At 42.5% G+C, this 16,852-nt stretch carries 10 protein-coding genes and 1 pseudogene; 10 read left to right on the forward strand and 1 reads right to left on the reverse strand.

The window, feature by feature from the left end; genetic code table 11:
• Positions 1 to 170 precede the first annotated feature (170 nt).
• Both FHG67_RS07260 and FHG67_RS07265 read left to right on the forward strand, forming a co-directional pair.
• Positions 171 to 1,157, forward strand: coding sequence for a DUF1016 N-terminal domain-containing protein (locus FHG67_RS07260; RefSeq protein WP_004499542.1), 987 nt, complete (start codon positions 171 to 173; stop codon positions 1,155 to 1,157).
• A gap of 25 nt (positions 1,158 to 1,182) precedes the next feature.
• Complete coding sequence (locus tag FHG67_RS07265) at positions 1,183 to 3,792, forward strand: hypothetical protein (protein ID WP_420844359.1); 2,610 nt, start codon at positions 1,183 to 1,185, stop codon at positions 3,790 to 3,792.
• A gap of 89 nt (positions 3,793 to 3,881) precedes the next feature.
• Here FHG67_RS07265 and FHG67_RS07270 read toward each other — a convergent pair whose 3' ends face one another.
• The gene (locus tag FHG67_RS07270; protein WP_004499533.1) at positions 3,882 to 5,258 is read right to left on the reverse strand and encodes a DDE-type integrase/transposase/recombinase; all 1,377 of its coding nucleotides are present in this window, start codon (positions 5,256 to 5,258) and stop codon (positions 3,882 to 3,884) included.
• 213 nt (positions 5,259 to 5,471) lie between these two features.
• Between FHG67_RS07270 and FHG67_RS07275 the strand changes: the two genes are divergently transcribed.
• The 8 genes and pseudogenes from FHG67_RS07275 to FHG67_RS22845 form a co-directional block, all read left to right on the forward strand.
• On the forward strand, positions 5,472 to 5,903 hold the full coding sequence (locus FHG67_RS07275) for a hypothetical protein (protein WP_016759260.1): 432 nt from the start codon (positions 5,472 to 5,474) through the stop codon (positions 5,901 to 5,903).
• A 105-nt stretch (positions 5,904 to 6,008) separates the two neighbouring features.
• Entirely contained in the window at positions 6,009 to 7,016 is a 1,008-nt protein-coding gene (locus FHG67_RS07280) for a DUF1016 N-terminal domain-containing protein (protein WP_004499511.1), read from the forward strand.
• Between the two features lie 111 nt (positions 7,017 to 7,127).
• Positions 7,128 to 8,012, forward strand: a complete 885-nt coding sequence (locus FHG67_RS07285; RefSeq protein WP_415857771.1) for an Rpn family recombination-promoting nuclease/putative transposase — start codon at positions 7,128 to 7,130, stop codon at positions 8,010 to 8,012.
• Between the two features lie 550 nt (positions 8,013 to 8,562).
• Entirely contained in the window at positions 8,563 to 11,637 is a 3,075-nt protein-coding gene (locus FHG67_RS07295) for a hypothetical protein (protein WP_142499718.1), read from the forward strand.
• A gap of 13 nt (positions 11,638 to 11,650) precedes the next feature.
• Entirely contained in the window at positions 11,651 to 12,418 is a 768-nt protein-coding gene (locus tag FHG67_RS07300) for a toxin-antitoxin system YwqK family antitoxin (RefSeq protein WP_004499534.1), read from the forward strand.
• A gap of 284 nt (positions 12,419 to 12,702) precedes the next feature.
• Complete coding sequence (locus FHG67_RS07310; protein WP_232423635.1) at positions 12,703 to 14,310, forward strand: hypothetical protein; 1,608 nt, start codon at positions 12,703 to 12,705, stop codon at positions 14,308 to 14,310.
• A 13-nt stretch (positions 14,311 to 14,323) separates the two neighbouring features.
• The gene (locus FHG67_RS07315) at positions 14,324 to 15,091 is read left to right on the forward strand and encodes a toxin-antitoxin system YwqK family antitoxin (RefSeq protein WP_004499482.1); all 768 of its coding nucleotides are present in this window, start codon (positions 14,324 to 14,326) and stop codon (positions 15,089 to 15,091) included.
• A gap of 236 nt (positions 15,092 to 15,327) precedes the next feature.
• Positions 15,328 to 16,850, forward strand: a pseudogene (locus FHG67_RS22845) (hypothetical protein); the annotation flags it as partial.
• Between the last annotated feature and the right edge of the window lie 2 nt (positions 16,851 to 16,852).

Consider the following 16,852-nt stretch of genomic DNA (forward strand, 5'->3'; position numbering starts at 1 on the left):
ATTTACTTCTTTATTTGACGAAATTAGAGTAAAGACAACTCTTTAATATATCGGATCGAAGATTCAAAGTTATTGGAAGATATAGAAAGCTTTTACAGTTTTTCTTTTGATAAGCTCGTTATAAAATGTAGTAGTTCCCGTCCTTTTGGAAGTTTTAGGTAAAGTTTTTCTTGAAATACAATAAGATTAAAATTTTAGCAGATCAAATCGCTGAAATATTTAAAACTCTCGAAGAGAACAATTACAAAGGAAGCAATCGTTTTACTTTAGAAGCGGCTCGTAAAATTGGAAATCTTTTGAATCGAGAATTTTTAGGACAGATGAACAATTTGGAAAATCGCTCTAAGATGAAAGATCTTAGCGATGCAATTTCCAAGCGAGTTTCAAAAGGATTTTCAAGAAGGACGCTTTACTATTCTCTTAAATTTTACCAAAGTTACCGTAATAAGAAGTTAGATTATCGCCTAAGCTGGAGCCATTATCGAATTCTCGCTTCGATATCAGACAAGGATGTAAGAAGAAAATTAGAAAAGCAAAGTATTCAAGAAAACTGGACTCGCCTAGTCTTAGAAAGAAAGGCTCGTGAAAGCGGGTATTACGGTACTTTAAAACAATATAGTCGCAAGCGTCCAACGGGGGAAATTCTTCATTACAAAGTTGTAACCGGTAAATTGAATCCTAAAAGTAAGTGGTTAGATTTTGGTTTTCATTTTTACGAAAAACTGAATGGGAAGAATGATTATCAAGAAGGCGATATATTAAAAGTTGTTTCTGACAAAGGTGGTTGGAATTACCACAAGAGTAAGTTGCCTCATGCCTCCCTTTATCACTATCTCGGAAATATAGAACGGGTAATAGATGGAGATACGGTTTTGGCTTGTTTAGAGTTAGGGTGTGGGCGAATCTTGAGGGAAAGAATTCGTTTGCTTGGTGTGAATGCAGCTGAGCTTGGAACAATGGACGGTGAAGCTGCTTTTCAAGCTTTAAAGAAAAAACTCAAAGTTGGTTCGAGTATTTTGATCAAGACGCATTCTCAAGATAAATATGGAAGATATCTTGGTGATATATTATATTTAAAAGAGAAGAAACCAAATTACAATAAACTGAAGAGTGAAGGCTCTTATCTCAATGAGGAATTGGCTGGGAATGGTTACTAGTTTAGAAATATAGAATGAAACTAAAATGATTCAAATTAGGAAAGAAACGAAATCGAATTTTAAAAAACAAACCTCAATCTTTCCTAACTTGAAAAGTGTAGCTGTGCACCCGGGTGCACAAAGATCCGTTTTCCTTTTCTGTATACGAAACTTAACTTTAGCTTTCAAAAGCTCAATCTCCGACTACGGCGTCGATTCGAATTACAACCTAACCGGGTCCGGGCCTTGGAACAGAGAAGAAGTTACCCGGCGAAGGGGAAGCGGAATTCCGAGCTTGGAAAGACAATTAGACATTACTAAATTAGAAAAGCAGCAAGCTCGGAATGAAGCGCGGGGAATGCTTTCCCCGCCCCTAACATCTAACCCCTATTTCCTAACCCCTCGAAGCGCGTATCAATGGGATTACGGCCAAGGAATAACTCCCGATATGCAGCCGTACAACCTAAATTCCTTTTTAGGAAAATGGGGAGGCACCCTAGGAAACGACAGCTATCAGTCGTTACCGCAAAGAGCGAACGCACATATGAATTCGATATTGTTTCCGGCACCGGAAACAAGAGGATACAGATACGGATCAGGGAGTAGCGCAGCGACATACGATCAAGCGTACGGACAGGCGCTGGTCAACCAAACGATGGTGCAGGTATTTTTCCTCAACCAATTGGATTTGGTGTGTATGGGATTTTGTATGCTGACGATGGCGTATGTCAACGAAATCAATACGTACAGTTCGAATCGAAATCAAGTGAACGACGCGGTAAGCGCCATCGGAGCGCAAGGATCGACCTTAAAAGGCCTTTACAGCCAACTGCAAGAACTAACGGACGTAGACGATACAAACCAACTGTTAAGCGTACTCGGAAGACCTGAGTTTGGACTGAATTCCCAAGACTTGGCGATGATCCAAAAAACAAATCCGGGAAGCAACAGCCTGAAAGATATCGTCTGGAAAACGAGCCCCACAGCAACCAACCCATTGTCGTTTAACGATTTAGTGGGAAGCGACGGACTGAGACTTGCGCAACAAAAAGCAATCCACGACCAATACGGAAACTACGTAAGAAGCGGAGAATACACAGCGGGAGGCACCACAGCCACCGCGGAAAAAACAGACCAATACGGAAGACAAACGGCACTGATGGTGGGAGCGGACGAATTTTTAGACGCGATGGGAGTACTCGCGGAAGCACAGTACCAAGTAGCAAGAGACGCATACTACTCAAAAGCCGAAAACTATACCAAACAAATCGGAGTAGGAAACGAAGAGAAGATAGCGGTGAAAGTGGACGCAAAAGTAGTACTGCAAGAAAGAGAAAAATTTGCCTCGGACTTACTCAAGAAAATAACCCGCACAACCAACGGAGAAACGATTGCATACAACGTAGAAACGAACATCTACCGAACGGTTCTCAATGACTACATGGGAGAAAGCGGAGTCGTATCTCAAATCTTCAACGCAGAACTGCAACAAAGAGCGGCAGAACAGAAACAACAGTGGGATATGAAAGAACAGGAGTTCTACGATTTAAAAAGCGACTGGATCCAGAACGTGAGTTACCTGAAACAAACGGGGACGAAGAGATGGGAAAACATGGTGCAGGAGTTTCAAGGAAAATGGAAAGACTGGAGAGCTGACTTTAAAGCGGAACACGAAGCGAACCAAAAGATCTACCTGGATCGAATTGAAAGTACATTAGAAAAGAAAGAAGCTTGGACAACGAGCTTTTTACAAAAGAGCAGCGAACAAGCAGACGAACTAACGATGAAAGAGATGTATGATTCCATAGCCGGAATAGTAACATCGATGCAAGAGAACCTACCCGCTGGAGTGAGCATGAACGTAAATGTAAACGACATCCTCTCCAGCATCCTGAGTAAAAAACCGGGAAGTATATCGGCAAGCCTCATCGATCGCGCGAGTAGTATTGATACGAATTTCTTTTTAAACGAAGTAAAGAAATACAACTTCAATGACAGCGGACTGAAAGAACAATTCAAAGGGATGTTAAACGAAACGAACAAACTGAGTCAAAACCTGATCATCTTACAGACGTTAGAGTCACTGAGAAGTTTACCGGAAGTGTTTGCCAAAACGATCCAACAACAGAACGGAGCGGTAGAGGAACAATTGAACCAGACGATGGCGTATGGCGGATTTGCAAGATTGGGAGCTGCGTATGTCCGCACGATCAAAACTGCGAGCGGAGGAGACGAAGTACAAACACTGGGAACGTATCAGTATTACAATTACAATCCGCCGACAGTGTTTCCGGAAGTGAAAGACTCGAACGGCCAGAGCTGGGACTTAGGGAAACCGGAGCTACTCATCGACCGCGAGAAAGTCCCAAGCGCTAGCGACCTAACAGTGATGGTACGATTGGCGAAGAACAAGATGAGCGCTGACTTTGAGAAAGTGTTTAATCCGAAAGTGCAACACAACTACGAAGCGGAGAGAGGATTATTTGATCCGAGCGAAGTTCAAGCTTCTTTCAACGATTATTTGGAAGGAGTGAGGAACGGCGAAACGGTATCTTGTTTGGGCAAGAGTGCGGAACAATGCGCTGCAGAACCCACACCAAAGGTAGCAAGCGTGCTCCGGAAAACCGGATCGCCGCTTGAAAAGGTAAAAAGATAAGATGTTAATCAATTAAATATCCGATTTGAAAAAAGAGACACCGACTAATTGAAGTTAGCCGGTGCTTGAATGTGAAAAACAGATATCTGCTATATCTTTTTTGGAATAGTAGATTGATCAGAGCAAGGATCACAAAGATTTTGTTTGTTGACTTTAGGCCTCCTGGAAGCGGCCTCTTTGATATTCTCGATAAATCGATGTTTGTCGGGGATTTTTCCGTTTAAGACTTGATCCGGAGAGAAACCGAATAAAACACCGCTTGGTCTTGAGTTGTATTCTGGAACCGCAGCTTTGAGAATATTGCTCACTTCCTCAAATGAGGCTGGATTTTTAGGAAATAGAAATTCATATTTCATTTTCTTGTTCACAGCTTCGACCATACTGTTTGAATAGGAGATGTTAACTTGAGCGATAAGTTTTTCGATAAATAGATTGGGTTGTACTAAGAAACCGTTGACGTCACCTTGATTTTCGGAACCGTCATCGCAAAGCAGACGGATCGGCTTGTGAAAGAGATTGAATTTTTCACAGACTTCTCTAAGATTTGAAACGGTATTCTTTGCGTTCCATTCTAAAGAAGCTTTCCAACCGAGAATAGTACGTGAGAAATTGTCTATGATAAAATGGATATAGACTTTAGAACCGTCTTGCACTCGTAAGATGGTGGTATCCATATGAAGAAGAGTCAAAGGAGAGGAAGCACGAATACCGATTCTTTGTTTAGGTTTTCGGAAACGTTTGAACTCAGGTCTTAAAGCCCGAGCATACTTGTAAAAGGTGCTTAAATTTAGGAAAGCCTGAGAGTCGTTTAACATTTGATAGAAGACGGATCTAAGCGGCCAATATTGAAGCTCCGGCTTTTTCAAATACTTAGCGATGATCGTTTGTTCTTTGGAAGTAAGTTGTTTAGGATGCAATTTTCTACAAAGATTAAAAGTAGAAGAGAAACAATGAACCTCGTTTTTCCAACGATAGAAACGTTGTGTAGAGATCTTCAAAAGCTTGCAGGCGGCTTTGATACCGATGAGAGGAGAGATCCTTGTAACAATGGAAACGATGTTTTTCTTTTGTTCGCTCCAAATCCTTCTTTTCCCTCGCATGTTTTCCGTTAAGGAAAAGTAGAATTGAAAAACTAAAAGAAGAGCGGAAAGAGTTTTTTTGAAGGCTTTGCTTTCCGAAATCTTTCTGTAGACGTCGTCTTTAAAATGAACGGGATCGTCTTCGGTAAACCCGACGACTAAAGAGAGATTTCGTTTTTTCCAATCGGAGAAAGTCGAGTTGGGAATAATGGATCTTTCCTTTTTAGATAACATTCCTAATTGCGCTTTGAGGACTAATGCGGTGTGATATGAGTTTTTGGTTTTCATGATTTTGCAAAGAAACAATCTTGGGGGAAGTTTTGTAAAGTAAAAAAAGAAAAATATATAAAAATAATATAATATGTTAATTTTTAAAAATGAAACCATCATTTTCACCGGGACTTAGTTTTGCTTTTTTAAAAATTGGTAACACGGTGTTTTGAATTAAATATTAGTATATCAAAAAATACTAAATATAGTTATCGAAAAGTAATTCCATGCCTGTTTTTTGTTGAAATGGGCAATTGAAGCTGTTTTATTAAACTGAATCATGGAATTTTTAGGACAACTCTAATATACAATTAGGCGTTTAATCCATATATGCGATTTATTAAGTTACTAAAAGAAATATTTGAATCCGATCATAGGTCGCATCCCATAATTCAAGATTTTGTATATGAAGCGTATCGGGAAAAAAATTTATCCAGTAAGAAGGATATTGAATATCACCGAATTGCTACCGGAGATAGTATTCGCGTTATACACAAGGCATTACATGAAATTGAATTCACCAAGCTTCAGCATAGAATTGTTTTGCAATGTTGCTTGAAACTTGTATTTGATCCGATATATAATCACTTAACTAAGCAACAACAAGATAAATTGCATAGGATCGGACGTTCTTTTTCGGGTGAAAACGAAGATTGGAAGAATGTAAATCTTGAATTGACTCAATGGGAGCAAGAGACGTTAGATGCGGCATTTATCATTCAGCTTAAGCGAATGGAAAAGTTGCATAGCAAGAGACTTTAAGAAATTAAGGACCTCTTTCCAATTATTCTTTAAACAAACTCGACATAGGCATCTTCTCTGTAAAAGCTAAGAAGGAAAAAGATAAAGGCTTAGGATATTTTTTCAATGAATCGAGAGAAAATCAATCAAGCGTTGAACGGAATCTTAAAGGTATACGAAGAAATCCGATCTCAGAGTTCTTTGAATAAGAACACTGTAGTTTTAGAAGCAAATCGAGAAATCGGCCGGATTTTAAAAAACGTTGAAAAGAATGTCACAGCGGAGGAGCGAACGAGTGGAAGCTGGATGAAAGCAATTTCGGTTCAGTTGCAGAAACATTTAAAAAAAGGGTTTTCGGAAAGGAACCTCTTTTACGCGCAAAAGTTCTATGAAGTTTACGGGAAATCGGAGTTAGATCACAGGCTAAGCTGGAGCCATTATCGAAAATTGGCATCCGTTTCCGATGAGAAATTGAGAGAGAAACTGACGAAAGCAGCCATACAAAAGGGCTGGAGCGAACGGGATCTCATGAGTAAAGTCAAAGAAACGGGACAACAAAGAAAATCTCCGGAATTGAAATGGAAACGCCCTGAGGGTTTGCTTTGGCATTACAAAATCAAAGAAAGCTTAAGTACGAACGAAGGTTGTCTACTTGATTTAGGTTTTTACTGCTACTACGAAATACCGAAAGCGCCAGTCGTTAACAAATATAAAACCGGCGATATTTTAGAGATTCAAAAACAAGGTAAATCTTGGAATATTAAGAAAACCAAAATCCCAAAATCATCGGATCTTTATTTCTATTTTGGAGAAATCGAGCGTATCATTGACGGAGATACAATTCTTGTAAAGTTGCAGTTAGGATTTAACATAATTACAAGACAGAGGATCCGACTACACAATGTGTGGTCGGCGGAATTGGATACCAACGAAGGCGCAACTAGTTTTGAGTTGTTGAAAAAGAAGTTACCTGTTAAAACAAAGATGGTTGTAAGGAGTAGGTCTAAGGATGTCTACGGACGTTATGTTGGAGATATTTTGTATTTAACCAAAAAGGCAATTAAACCGGAAGAGATCTTAAAGGATGGAATTTATTTAAACGAAGAACTTTCAACGGCAGTTTTCAAAGAGTGAGGACTTTAGAATCGGCGTTATCAGTAATCGTGTGTAAATGCGGTTTCATTAAAAGGTTCTTTTTCCCTAAAAGGCATTGACTCCAGAGCGTGGTGACTTTAAAGATTTAGCATGAACTTTTTACCCTTAACGTCGGATTGGATGTTTAAGACGTTGTTCGTGAAAGAACCGAAACTCCTGATATCGATGTTGAACAGCGTGATTTTTGCGACCCAAGAACACTGGATCCGGGAGTTAACGATTCTAAACCCTGAGCTAACCGGCGAGTTACCGAAAGACAAACGTTCGTATTTGGATATACGTGCCAAAGATGAGACAGGTAGAATCTTCCATGTAGAAATTCAAGTGGCGCACGAGAACTCGTTTGTAAAACGGAGTTTGTATTACCTTTCTGGACTCATTCGAGATCAATTGAAATTGGGAGAAGGCTACAGTGATTTGAAGGCGGTCTATCAGGTGAATATAGTTGACTTTAATTTGATACCTCGTGATAATTATCATAGTAAGTTCAAATTTCGCGAAGAGAGTAACCCTGAAATCACTTTAACTGACGAATTGGAAATACATTATATAGAATTACCGAAGTTGACAGAAGAGGATCATTTGCGGTTACTGCGAGAAGGTAGTGATTTGTATCGTTGGATGTATGTGATCAAACATACGCCGGAATTGACGGAGGAAGAGATGAGCATATTAGTGGACAAGACACCTGATTTGAGTAAAGCGTTTACGATCTTGGAACAATATTCGAATGATCCTAAGAAACGTAAAGAAATCGAAGAGAAACTCAAATCGGATCGAGACTATGTGTATGACTTAGCGGCTCGCTTCGAAGCTGGCGAACGCCAAGGAATCGAGAAAGGAATCGAGAAAGGGGAGTTTAAAAAGGCTTTAGAAGCTGCTCGCAAGATGCTTAGGAAAGGGATCGATCTAAAAACTACCCTGGAAGTCACGGGCCTAACGGAGAAGGATCTTCGGGATCATGGTATTCGTTGAGGTTTGAGAAAAAAATTCTCAAACTTTCATCTTTCCTTGACAAACCTGGTGTATAGGCAACTCTTTGATTTATCAAAGAGTTGGTTCTAAACTCTTAAAGCCTCCTTCCATTTTTTCTTTCAAACTACAAAAACAAACTTGGAACTGCACACAGTGTGCGAATCAGATGAGAATCCATGTCACCTAACAGATATTAGGTGATTTTAACTCTTGACACAAATCACAAGATTTTGTAATTTTGCTGTAGCGGTTTTTGGTTTCAAAAGCCCAATTTTCTTCCACAATCCCCGCGTGAGCGATCGTAGTGGAAATCCTGCGACGCAACATGTATTGAACGCAGAAACCGGAATATACGAAAAGATTGATATGTTGCGTTGCAGATTGGAACGAAGAGCGCGACCCGGCGCGAAGCGGCGGGGCACGCCCCTGACGCCTAACCCCTCGAAGCGTAAACGTAAATGACATCCTCTCGAGCATCCTCTCTAAAAAACCGGGAAGTATCTCAGCCAGTCTCATCGATCGCGCGAGTAGTATAGACACAAACTTCTTTTTGAACGAAGTGAAGAAATACAACTTCAATGACAGCGGACTGAAAGAACAATTCAAAGGAATGTTAAACGAAACCAACAAACTCTCCCAAAACCTAATCATACTACAAACGTTAGAGTCATTAAGAAGTTTACCGGAAGTGTTTGCGAAAACGATTCAAACAGAGAATCACAATGTGGATGAACAACTAAACCAGACGATGGCGTATGACGGATTTGCAAGATTGGGAGCAGCGTATGTCCGCACAATCAAAACTGCGAGCGGAGGAGACGAAGTCCAAACACTGGGAACGTATCAGTATTACAATTACAATCCGCCTACAGTGTTTCCGGAAGTCAAAGACTCTAACGGCCAGAGCTGGGACTTAGGGAAACCGGAGCTACTCATCGACCGGGAGAAAGTACCGAGTGCTAGCGACCTAACAGTGATGGTACGACTTGCAAAGAACAAGATGAGCGCTGACTTTAAAAAAGTATTTGATCCGAGTCTGGACAAACGCCGCAACTACGAAGCGGAGAAAGGCTTATTTGATCCGAGCGAGGTGCAAGCGTCTTTCAACGACTATCTGGAAGGAGTGAGGAATGGTGAAACGGTATCTTGTTTGGGAAAGTCCGCGGAACAATGCGCAAAGTCAGCGATGAGTTCCGGTTTTTTAGTGGGCGAAGTAGCGGACGGAACGTTTGGAGAGGCTCAGTTTGCCCAGTCTTACATCATCCTGAAAACCAAGAAGGAAATGGACAAGAGAAAGGGAAAGATGGACGCGGCGAGGAATCGCAGAAAAGGCGGCATGGGAAGATTTTACAATCAACTGGGAGCGATTGGAGAAGGTCTCGGTGAGGCAGTGAAAGGAGTTGTAGATTTTGCTTCGGCAGCCGGTCAAACGGTTGTGAACATGGCGAAGTCGGGTAGTAGGGAGTTTATACAAGCTAGTATCGACATGGCGACGTACAACTATTCCGGAGCGGCTAAGAACTTTCAAACGAGTGCGAGGAACGCGAACAGTGAACTTGTGAAAGGCGAAAAGGCAATGTCTCGTGCCGGAGAAAGAGCGTTACAAGGCGCGTTGTATGCAACCTCAGGTGCAGTCGACTTTGTAATGTTTGCGGCGGAGACAGTGGCGGAACCGTTTGTGACAGTATTAACCCTTGGTATGGGTAACGAAACGATGAATGGAACGTTTTCGGAAGGGAACTACGAGTTAGCAAAGTTTAGAGACACGAACAGAGCGCAAAAACATTTGAATGAACTAGGAATGCGAACGGGAGCTGAGATGTATGCGAACGATGCCGCCCTCGACAAAGTAGTGACGACAACGTTAGCAGTAACGGGAATCGTGGGAGCGATCCTTTCGTTTACTCCCCTTGCGCCTATTGGAGTGGGCCTAATGGCGGTATCGGCCTTGGGAACTGCGGGTTGGAAGACATTTAGAGGCGCGTATGAAGGCGGTTCGGCCGGAATGCTTGCGGGAGCGGTGTCTGGAATCGCGAACTCAGCGTTAGACGCTACTACGAATGGAATCGTCGGAGTGAATTTAAGCTACAGCTACGCAAACGGATTCGGAGCGGGAGTGAATATCGGGACCCCGAACGATATGCAGTTAGGCGGTAGTGTGGGATTGAACTACAACGCCAAGAGCGGGGCTTGGGGCGCAAGCGTAGGTTTAAAAGTAGGCCTTGGCGGAACGGATAATCAAGGTAACTATTCGAACTGGGTGGATGCGGGAGTCCATATGAATAATATCGGTCGAGAGAATCAATCGCAAGGATTGAGCGCAACGATCCGAGGTCAATACAACGAAAAGAAAGGTTTGTCCGGCAGTTTGGGTTTGAGTTACGATACGCAATCCGGTTACGGAGCAACGGTTGGTCTTACGTCCGGATTCGGTCCTCTTCTGAGTGTAACCCCTTCTTGGACGGTTTCAGAATACGGTGGTTTGAGCAGCGACGTTCAATACGGAGTTAACAAAAATCTTTTCGGGAATATCTTTAACAAGGTTAATAACCCTGAACACTCCGCCGCGAATCGGAATTTATTAAGCGACATTTTTGACGGTTTTGGCGCCGCTCTTAGCGGTTTGAACGGTGAGAACCTTTCTAACGGCTGGAATGGGATCAAGAATGCGTTGTTTGGTGGTGATGGGAACGTAGCAACAGTCAAACCGGGTCCTCGTCCGGGAACATACGTTGACGAAGACGGTACAGTGTTGGTTCGAGATCCGAAGACAGGGAATCTTGTAATTGAGGGCTCGATCGGAAACCTTATACTTGTTGATTCTCGCGGTGGACTGTCAAACCCGGATTATCAGCAAGCAGTGGACAAGATACACGGTGAACTTTATCCGCAAGAGGAAGGCCTTGGAGAATCCGTAGTGAAGGGTTTTGTGGATCAGCTTACCGGAGTGTTGAAAAAACTTCTTTCCCCTGTTGTAAAAACGGGCTTGGATGCGATGAACAACATCCAGGAAGTATCTGGAAAACTTGGAGACGTCTCGGAGTCTTTTCAGATCACAAAACCGCTTGTGGAAGATACGATCCAATTGCTTTACAAGCAAATGGATTCCGAGAGACAGATCTGGAGAAACAAGAATGATGCGATTTACGATCAGATAACTGATTTAGGTTATACGGAAGGAGATCCAGAAAAAGAACAAATGTTGGCTACATTAAATGAAAAGAAGGCAAGGCTAAAAAATGATCTCGCTAGCACTTTAGATTCCTTAGACTCCAAAGTAGGTAGCTTGATCAGTTTAGCTTCGGATTTAAATGCGGGAAAAACAACGAATCTAACCGGGGCGTATTCTCAGATCTACGATGGACTCATGCGAGTAACCAGTCCAGAGTTATCGGGAAAAAGTAGGTCTGTGGCGAATTTGGCGCATACGACTCAAAATTTCTTGATTTCCTATTTTTCCTACAAAGTGACAGGTATGGCTGGAACGGTGAATGAAACGGGATCAGCAAGCGCCTTCAACGATTACGCGAAACAACAACGCAATGTTTTACGTAATCTTTGGACTCGATATATGAAAGAATCGAATCGGAATAACGAAAGACCTTACGTGAATCCAGTCTTTTAAAAAAGGAGCAACAATGAAATTCAGAACGATCTTAGTATTTAGTTTTCTTTTTACGATTTCGATATGGGGGGAGCCTCCAAGGCCTTCTAATGTTCCGAGAGGTGCGATATACAATGAGAAACGGGATAGATTCATTTTAAAAGAGCAAGATGGGTCTTTTAAAAAAGAAACTGAATGGGATAGTCTTGGTATTATCAAAACTGAAGCCTATTCACTTGATAGCTTAAATGATTTCACAATTTACTTAAATGGCAGGTGGCATTCGAGAGAACAGTATTACGGATTTAATATAGACAAAGCTAAAATACTTCCACCTCGTGAAAAGCCGAGTTCGATTCCGAAAGAAGCCGAGTTTAATTTTGATTTTCGTAAATGGGAATTGGGTGAAACTAAAGAGGGAAAGAAAGAAGGCGTTTGGAAACTCTGGTGGCCTACGGGAGAAGCGGGAGGTAGCGTTGAATACAAAAACGGAGTTTATGACGGTAAGCTTAATGTGATTTGGGAAAACGGTAGAACTCTCGAGACGTGTATGTATGCCTCGGGAAAAGAAGAAGGGGAAAGATTATTATATCATGAATCCGGAAAGCTGCATTGGACAGTAAAATACGTCCATGGATTAAAGGAAGGAGAATCGTTTCAATATTATGACACAGGTGAATTAAAGTATCGGACCCTGTATGCAAAAGGTGAAGCGACGATGCAGGAAAGATATGAAAACAGTAAGCTTGTAGAAAGGAAATTTTTTAAAAATAAAAAGGTCATCAAACACGAGAAATTTTAAGGAAAGATCAAGAGTGAAAAGGTGCAGAAAGCACACCAAAGGAAGAAGCTGGGTCCGGGCCTTGGAAGAGAGAAGAATATCCCGGCGAAGGGGAAGCGGAATTCCGAGCTTGGAAAGACAATTAAACATTACTAAATTAGAAAAGCAGAAAGCTCGGAATGAAGCGCGGGGAATGCTTTCCCCGCCCCTGACATCTGAACACTATTTCCTGACATCTAACAGGAATGCTTGCAGGAGCAGTGTCGGGAGTAGCGAACTCAGCGTTAGACGCTGCGACGGAAGGAATGGTAAGTGTGAACTTAAGTTACAGTTATGCGAACGGATTTGGAGCAGGAGTTAGCATCGGGACAGACAACAAAACGGAGTTAGGCGGAAGCATCGGCTTGAACTACAACTCTAAGAGCGGAGCTTGGGGAGCAAGCGTAGGTTTGAAAGTAGGTCTTGGTGGACAAACGAAAGACGGTTATTCGAACTGGGCGGAAGTCGGTTACAACCGAAACAATATAGGCCGAGACAACCAATCTTCCGGAGTGAGCGCGAACATTAGAGGTCAATACAACGAGAAGCAAGGATTGTCTGGCAGCTTGGGCCTTAGCTATGATACGAAAGCGGGTTACGGTGCAACGATCGGTTTAACTTCTGGTTTTGGTCCTGTGAGCGTAACGCCTTCTTGGACAGTTTCAGAATACGGCGGTTTCAGTAGCGACGTTCAATACGGAGTTAACAAAAATCTTCTCGGGAATATCTTTGAGAATGTTATGAACCCGAATCACGCTTCTGCGAATCGGAATTTACTCGATGATATCTGGAACGGGATGGGTGCAGTTGTGAGCGGTATCGGTGCAGTCGGTAAGAGCGCTTGGGAAAGTGCGATGGGGGCCGTTGGCGGTATTAACGGTGAGAACCTTGCGAACGGCTGGAATGCGATGTTCGGCGGCGGTGGTGGTGATGGGAACGTAGCAACAGTCAAACCGGGTCCTCGTCCGGGAACATACGTTGACGAAGACGGTACAGTGTTGGTTCGAGATCCGAAGACAGGGAATCTTGTAATTGAGGGCTCGATCGGAAACCTTATACTTGTTGATTCGCGTGGCGGACTGTCAAACCCGGATTATCAGCAAGCAGTGGACAAGATACACGGTGAACTTTATCCGCAAGAGGAAGGCCTTGGAGAATCCGTAGTGAAGGGTTTTGTGGATCAGCTTACCGGAGTGTTGAAAAAACTTCTTTCCCCTGTTGTAAAAACGGGCTTGGATGCGATGAACAACATCCAGGAAGTATCTGGAAAACTTGGAGACGTCTCGGAGTCTTTTCAGATCACAAAACCGCTTGTGGAAGATACGATCCAATTGCTTTACAAGCAAATGGATTCCGAGAGACAGATCTGGAGAAACAGGAATGATGCGATTGAGAACCAGCTTGCCGTTCTGCAATCCGATCCTGATCAGAGTCCGGAATCTCTTGAACAGATTAGAAACTTATGGAAAGATCAGGCGGACGGGAAAGCAAAGCTAAAAGATACTTTAGATTCCTTAGATTCCGAAGTAGGCAGCTTGATCGGTTTAGCTTCGGATTTAAATACAGGAAAGATAACGAATTTGAATACAGCGTATTCTCAAATCTATGAAGGGTTGCGGCGAGTGAATAGTCCAGAGTTATCCGGCAAAAGTCAGTCAGTGAGGAATTTGGCGAGTACGAGTCAAAATTTCTTGGCGGGGTATTTTTACTACAAGATGACAGGTATGGCCGGAACGGTGAATGAAACAGGATCGGCAAGCGCCTTCAAAGATTCGGCCGAACAACAACGCCAGGGTTTACGTAATCTTTGGACTCGTTATCTGAAAGAATCGAATCGGAATAACGAAAGGCCTTACGTGAATCCAGTCTTTTAAAAAAGGAGCAACAATGAAATTCAGAACGATCTTAGTATTTAGTTTTCTTTTTACGATTTCGATATGGGGGGAGCCTCCAAGACCTTCCAATGTTCCGAGAGGTGCGGTATACAATGAGAAATATAAAACTTTTATATTAGAGGAAAAAGAGGAACCTTTTTTAAAAAGAACAGAATGGAGCACTCTCGGTGTTCTTGAAGGTGAGGTTTATTCGTTAGAAGGACTTACAGATGCAACTCATTACATAGACGGTCGTTGGTATTCGAGAAAGCAGTATTACGGATTTAATATAGACAAAGCTAAAATACTTCCACCTCGTGAAAAGCCGAGTTCGATTCCGAAAGAAGCCGAGTTTAACTTTGATTTTCGTAAATGGGAATTGGGTGAAACTAAGGAGGGAAAGAAAGAAGGCGTTTGGAAACTCTGGTGGCCTGCGGGTCAAGAAGCAGGTATGGTTGAATACAAAAAGGGAGTTTATGACGGTAAACTTCATTTAATTTGGGAAAACGGTAAGACGAAGGAAAGCTGTACGTATGTTTCCGGGAAACGCGAAGGGGAACAGTTGATTTACCATGAATCTGGTAATTTGAATGAAAAAGTAAAATATGTTCACGGTTTAGAAGAAGGTGAATGGCTGAAATATTTCGATACTGGCGATTTGCAATACCGAGTTACTTTTGTCAAAGGAGTGGGAACAATGCAGGAAAGATATGAAAACGGTAAATTAAAGGAAAGGAAGTATTACAAAAATAAAAAGGTCATCAAACACGAGAAATTTTAAAGAAAGCTCAAGAGTGAAAAGAGTGAGTGAACTTTGAAACGAACCAAATTCTGACGTACAACCGCGTGAGCGATCGAAGTGGAAATACTGCAACGCAACATGAGTTAAATGCTGAAACCGGAATATACGCAAAGTTTGAAATGGTGCGTTGCAGATTGAAACGAAGAGCGCGACCCGTAGCGAAGCGGCGGGGCACGCCCCTGACATCTAACCCCTATTTCCTAACCCCTCGAAGTGTGAATTTAAGCTACAGCTACGCAAACGGATTCGGAGCGGGAGTTAACATCGGGACACCAAACGATGTGCAGGTGGGTGGAAGCATCGGCTTGAACTACAACGCAAAGAGCGGAGCTTGGGGCGCAAGCGTAGGTTTAAAAATGGGTCTTGGTCAAACGGATAATCAAGGTAACTATTCGAACTGGGTGGATGCGGGAGTCCATGTGAATAATATCGGTCGAGAGAATCAATCGCAAGGATTGAGCGCAACGATCCGAGGTCAATACAACGAGAAGAAAGGTTTGTCCGGTAGTTTAGGTCTCTCGTACGATACGCAATCCGGTTACGGAGCAACGGTTGGTCTTACGTCGGGGCTCGGTCCTCTTCTGAGCGTAACGCCTTCTTGGACAGTTTCAGAATACGGTGGTTTAAGCAGTGACGTTCAATACGGAGTTAACAAAAATCTTCTCGGGAATATCTTTGAGCAGGCTACCAACCCGAATCACGCTTCTGCGAATCGGAATTTACTCGATGATATCTGGAACGGGATGGTGCAGTTGTGAGCGCTTGGGAAAGTGCGATGGGGGCCGTTGGCGGTATTAACGGTGAGAACCTTGCGAACGGCTGGAATGGGATCAAGAAAGCGTTGTTTGGCGGTGGATCAAACGATGATCCTTCAGAAAGTCCGTTTATGACGCAAGGTATGAAAGAAAAATATGCAAAACATATGATAGAGCAAGGCAAGCATATTTTGCCGACGAGTAATCCTGATTTTGTAGCGGAACTTAAGCCCGACGGTACCTATGAAATACGTCAAAGAACGGCGTCAGACAATTTAATGAATGTTCATACGATCGCACCTAACGATCCAAACCATGAAAATATTACGTTAGAAGCGGCGAAGATTGCGGGAGTTGAAGCCTCGATGGATATGATACGAGGGATTAGGTCGAATGATTTGCCGGAAGGTTTATCCAAATTCCTTGAAGTATTTGCGAAACATAGCGCTGGAATGTCAGATGATTCTTTAACTTTTAGATCTCATTTCGGTGACATGCAGGAATTGCACTCGATGGCGGATAGGGGAGAAATCGCCGCAACTACGACCAAAAAAGAGATTATGAAAACCATTGTGGATCTATTTACACTGAGCACAGCTAAGGACGGCAATGGGAACTTTCTACTTCCTAAAGAAGTAAGAGCCGAACTGACCGGTTCTGCACTTCATATCATTCAAGATTCGTTTGCGCAAGGGCATGTATTGAGAAATGAGAAAGGTGAAGTTGTGATGTTCCAAACGTATGAAGGTCAAGGAGACAAACATGCGGAAATGGATCACAGTAGTATCAACGATCCTGTAGCCTACCAGAAGTCGGTAACAGCGTCTGTTGTATATCTATCAATAACCAATTATGGAGGCAGTGCGCAGGATATAATTACCTTTCTGGATAAAGTTGTTTTTCCTTTGTCTAAAGAAGTGCAACAGTCCGGCGTAGCTCCAGGATTTGAGAAACCAAAAAAGAATAATTGGTTCGAGTTGTAATC

The organism is Leptospira weilii (genome assembly GCF_006874765.1).
Taxonomy (GTDB): domain Bacteria; phylum Spirochaetota; class Leptospiria; order Leptospirales; family Leptospiraceae; genus Leptospira; species Leptospira weilii.

Coding starts and splice junctions, on each gene's coding strand:
- FHG67_RS07265 (WP_420844359.1), top strand. CDS start 1,183: ATGATTCAAATTAGGAAAGAAACGAAATCGAATTTTAAAAAACAAACC.
- FHG67_RS07270 (WP_004499533.1), bottom strand. CDS start 5,258: ATGGTTTCATTTTTAAAAATTAACATATTATATTATTTTTATATATTT.
- FHG67_RS07275 (WP_016759260.1), top strand. CDS start 5,472: ATGCGATTTATTAAGTTACTAAAAGAAATATTTGAATCCGATCATAGG.
- FHG67_RS07280 (WP_004499511.1), top strand. CDS start 6,009: ATGAATCGAGAGAAAATCAATCAAGCGTTGAACGGAATCTTAAAGGTA.
- FHG67_RS07285 (WP_415857771.1), top strand. CDS start 7,128: ATGAACTTTTTACCCTTAACGTCGGATTGGATGTTTAAGACGTTGTTC.
- FHG67_RS07300 (WP_004499534.1), top strand. CDS start 11,651: ATGAAATTCAGAACGATCTTAGTATTTAGTTTTCTTTTTACGATTTCG.
- FHG67_RS07310 (WP_232423635.1), top strand. CDS start 12,703: ATGGTAAGTGTGAACTTAAGTTACAGTTATGCGAACGGATTTGGAGCA.
- FHG67_RS07315 (WP_004499482.1), top strand. CDS start 14,324: ATGAAATTCAGAACGATCTTAGTATTTAGTTTTCTTTTTACGATTTCG.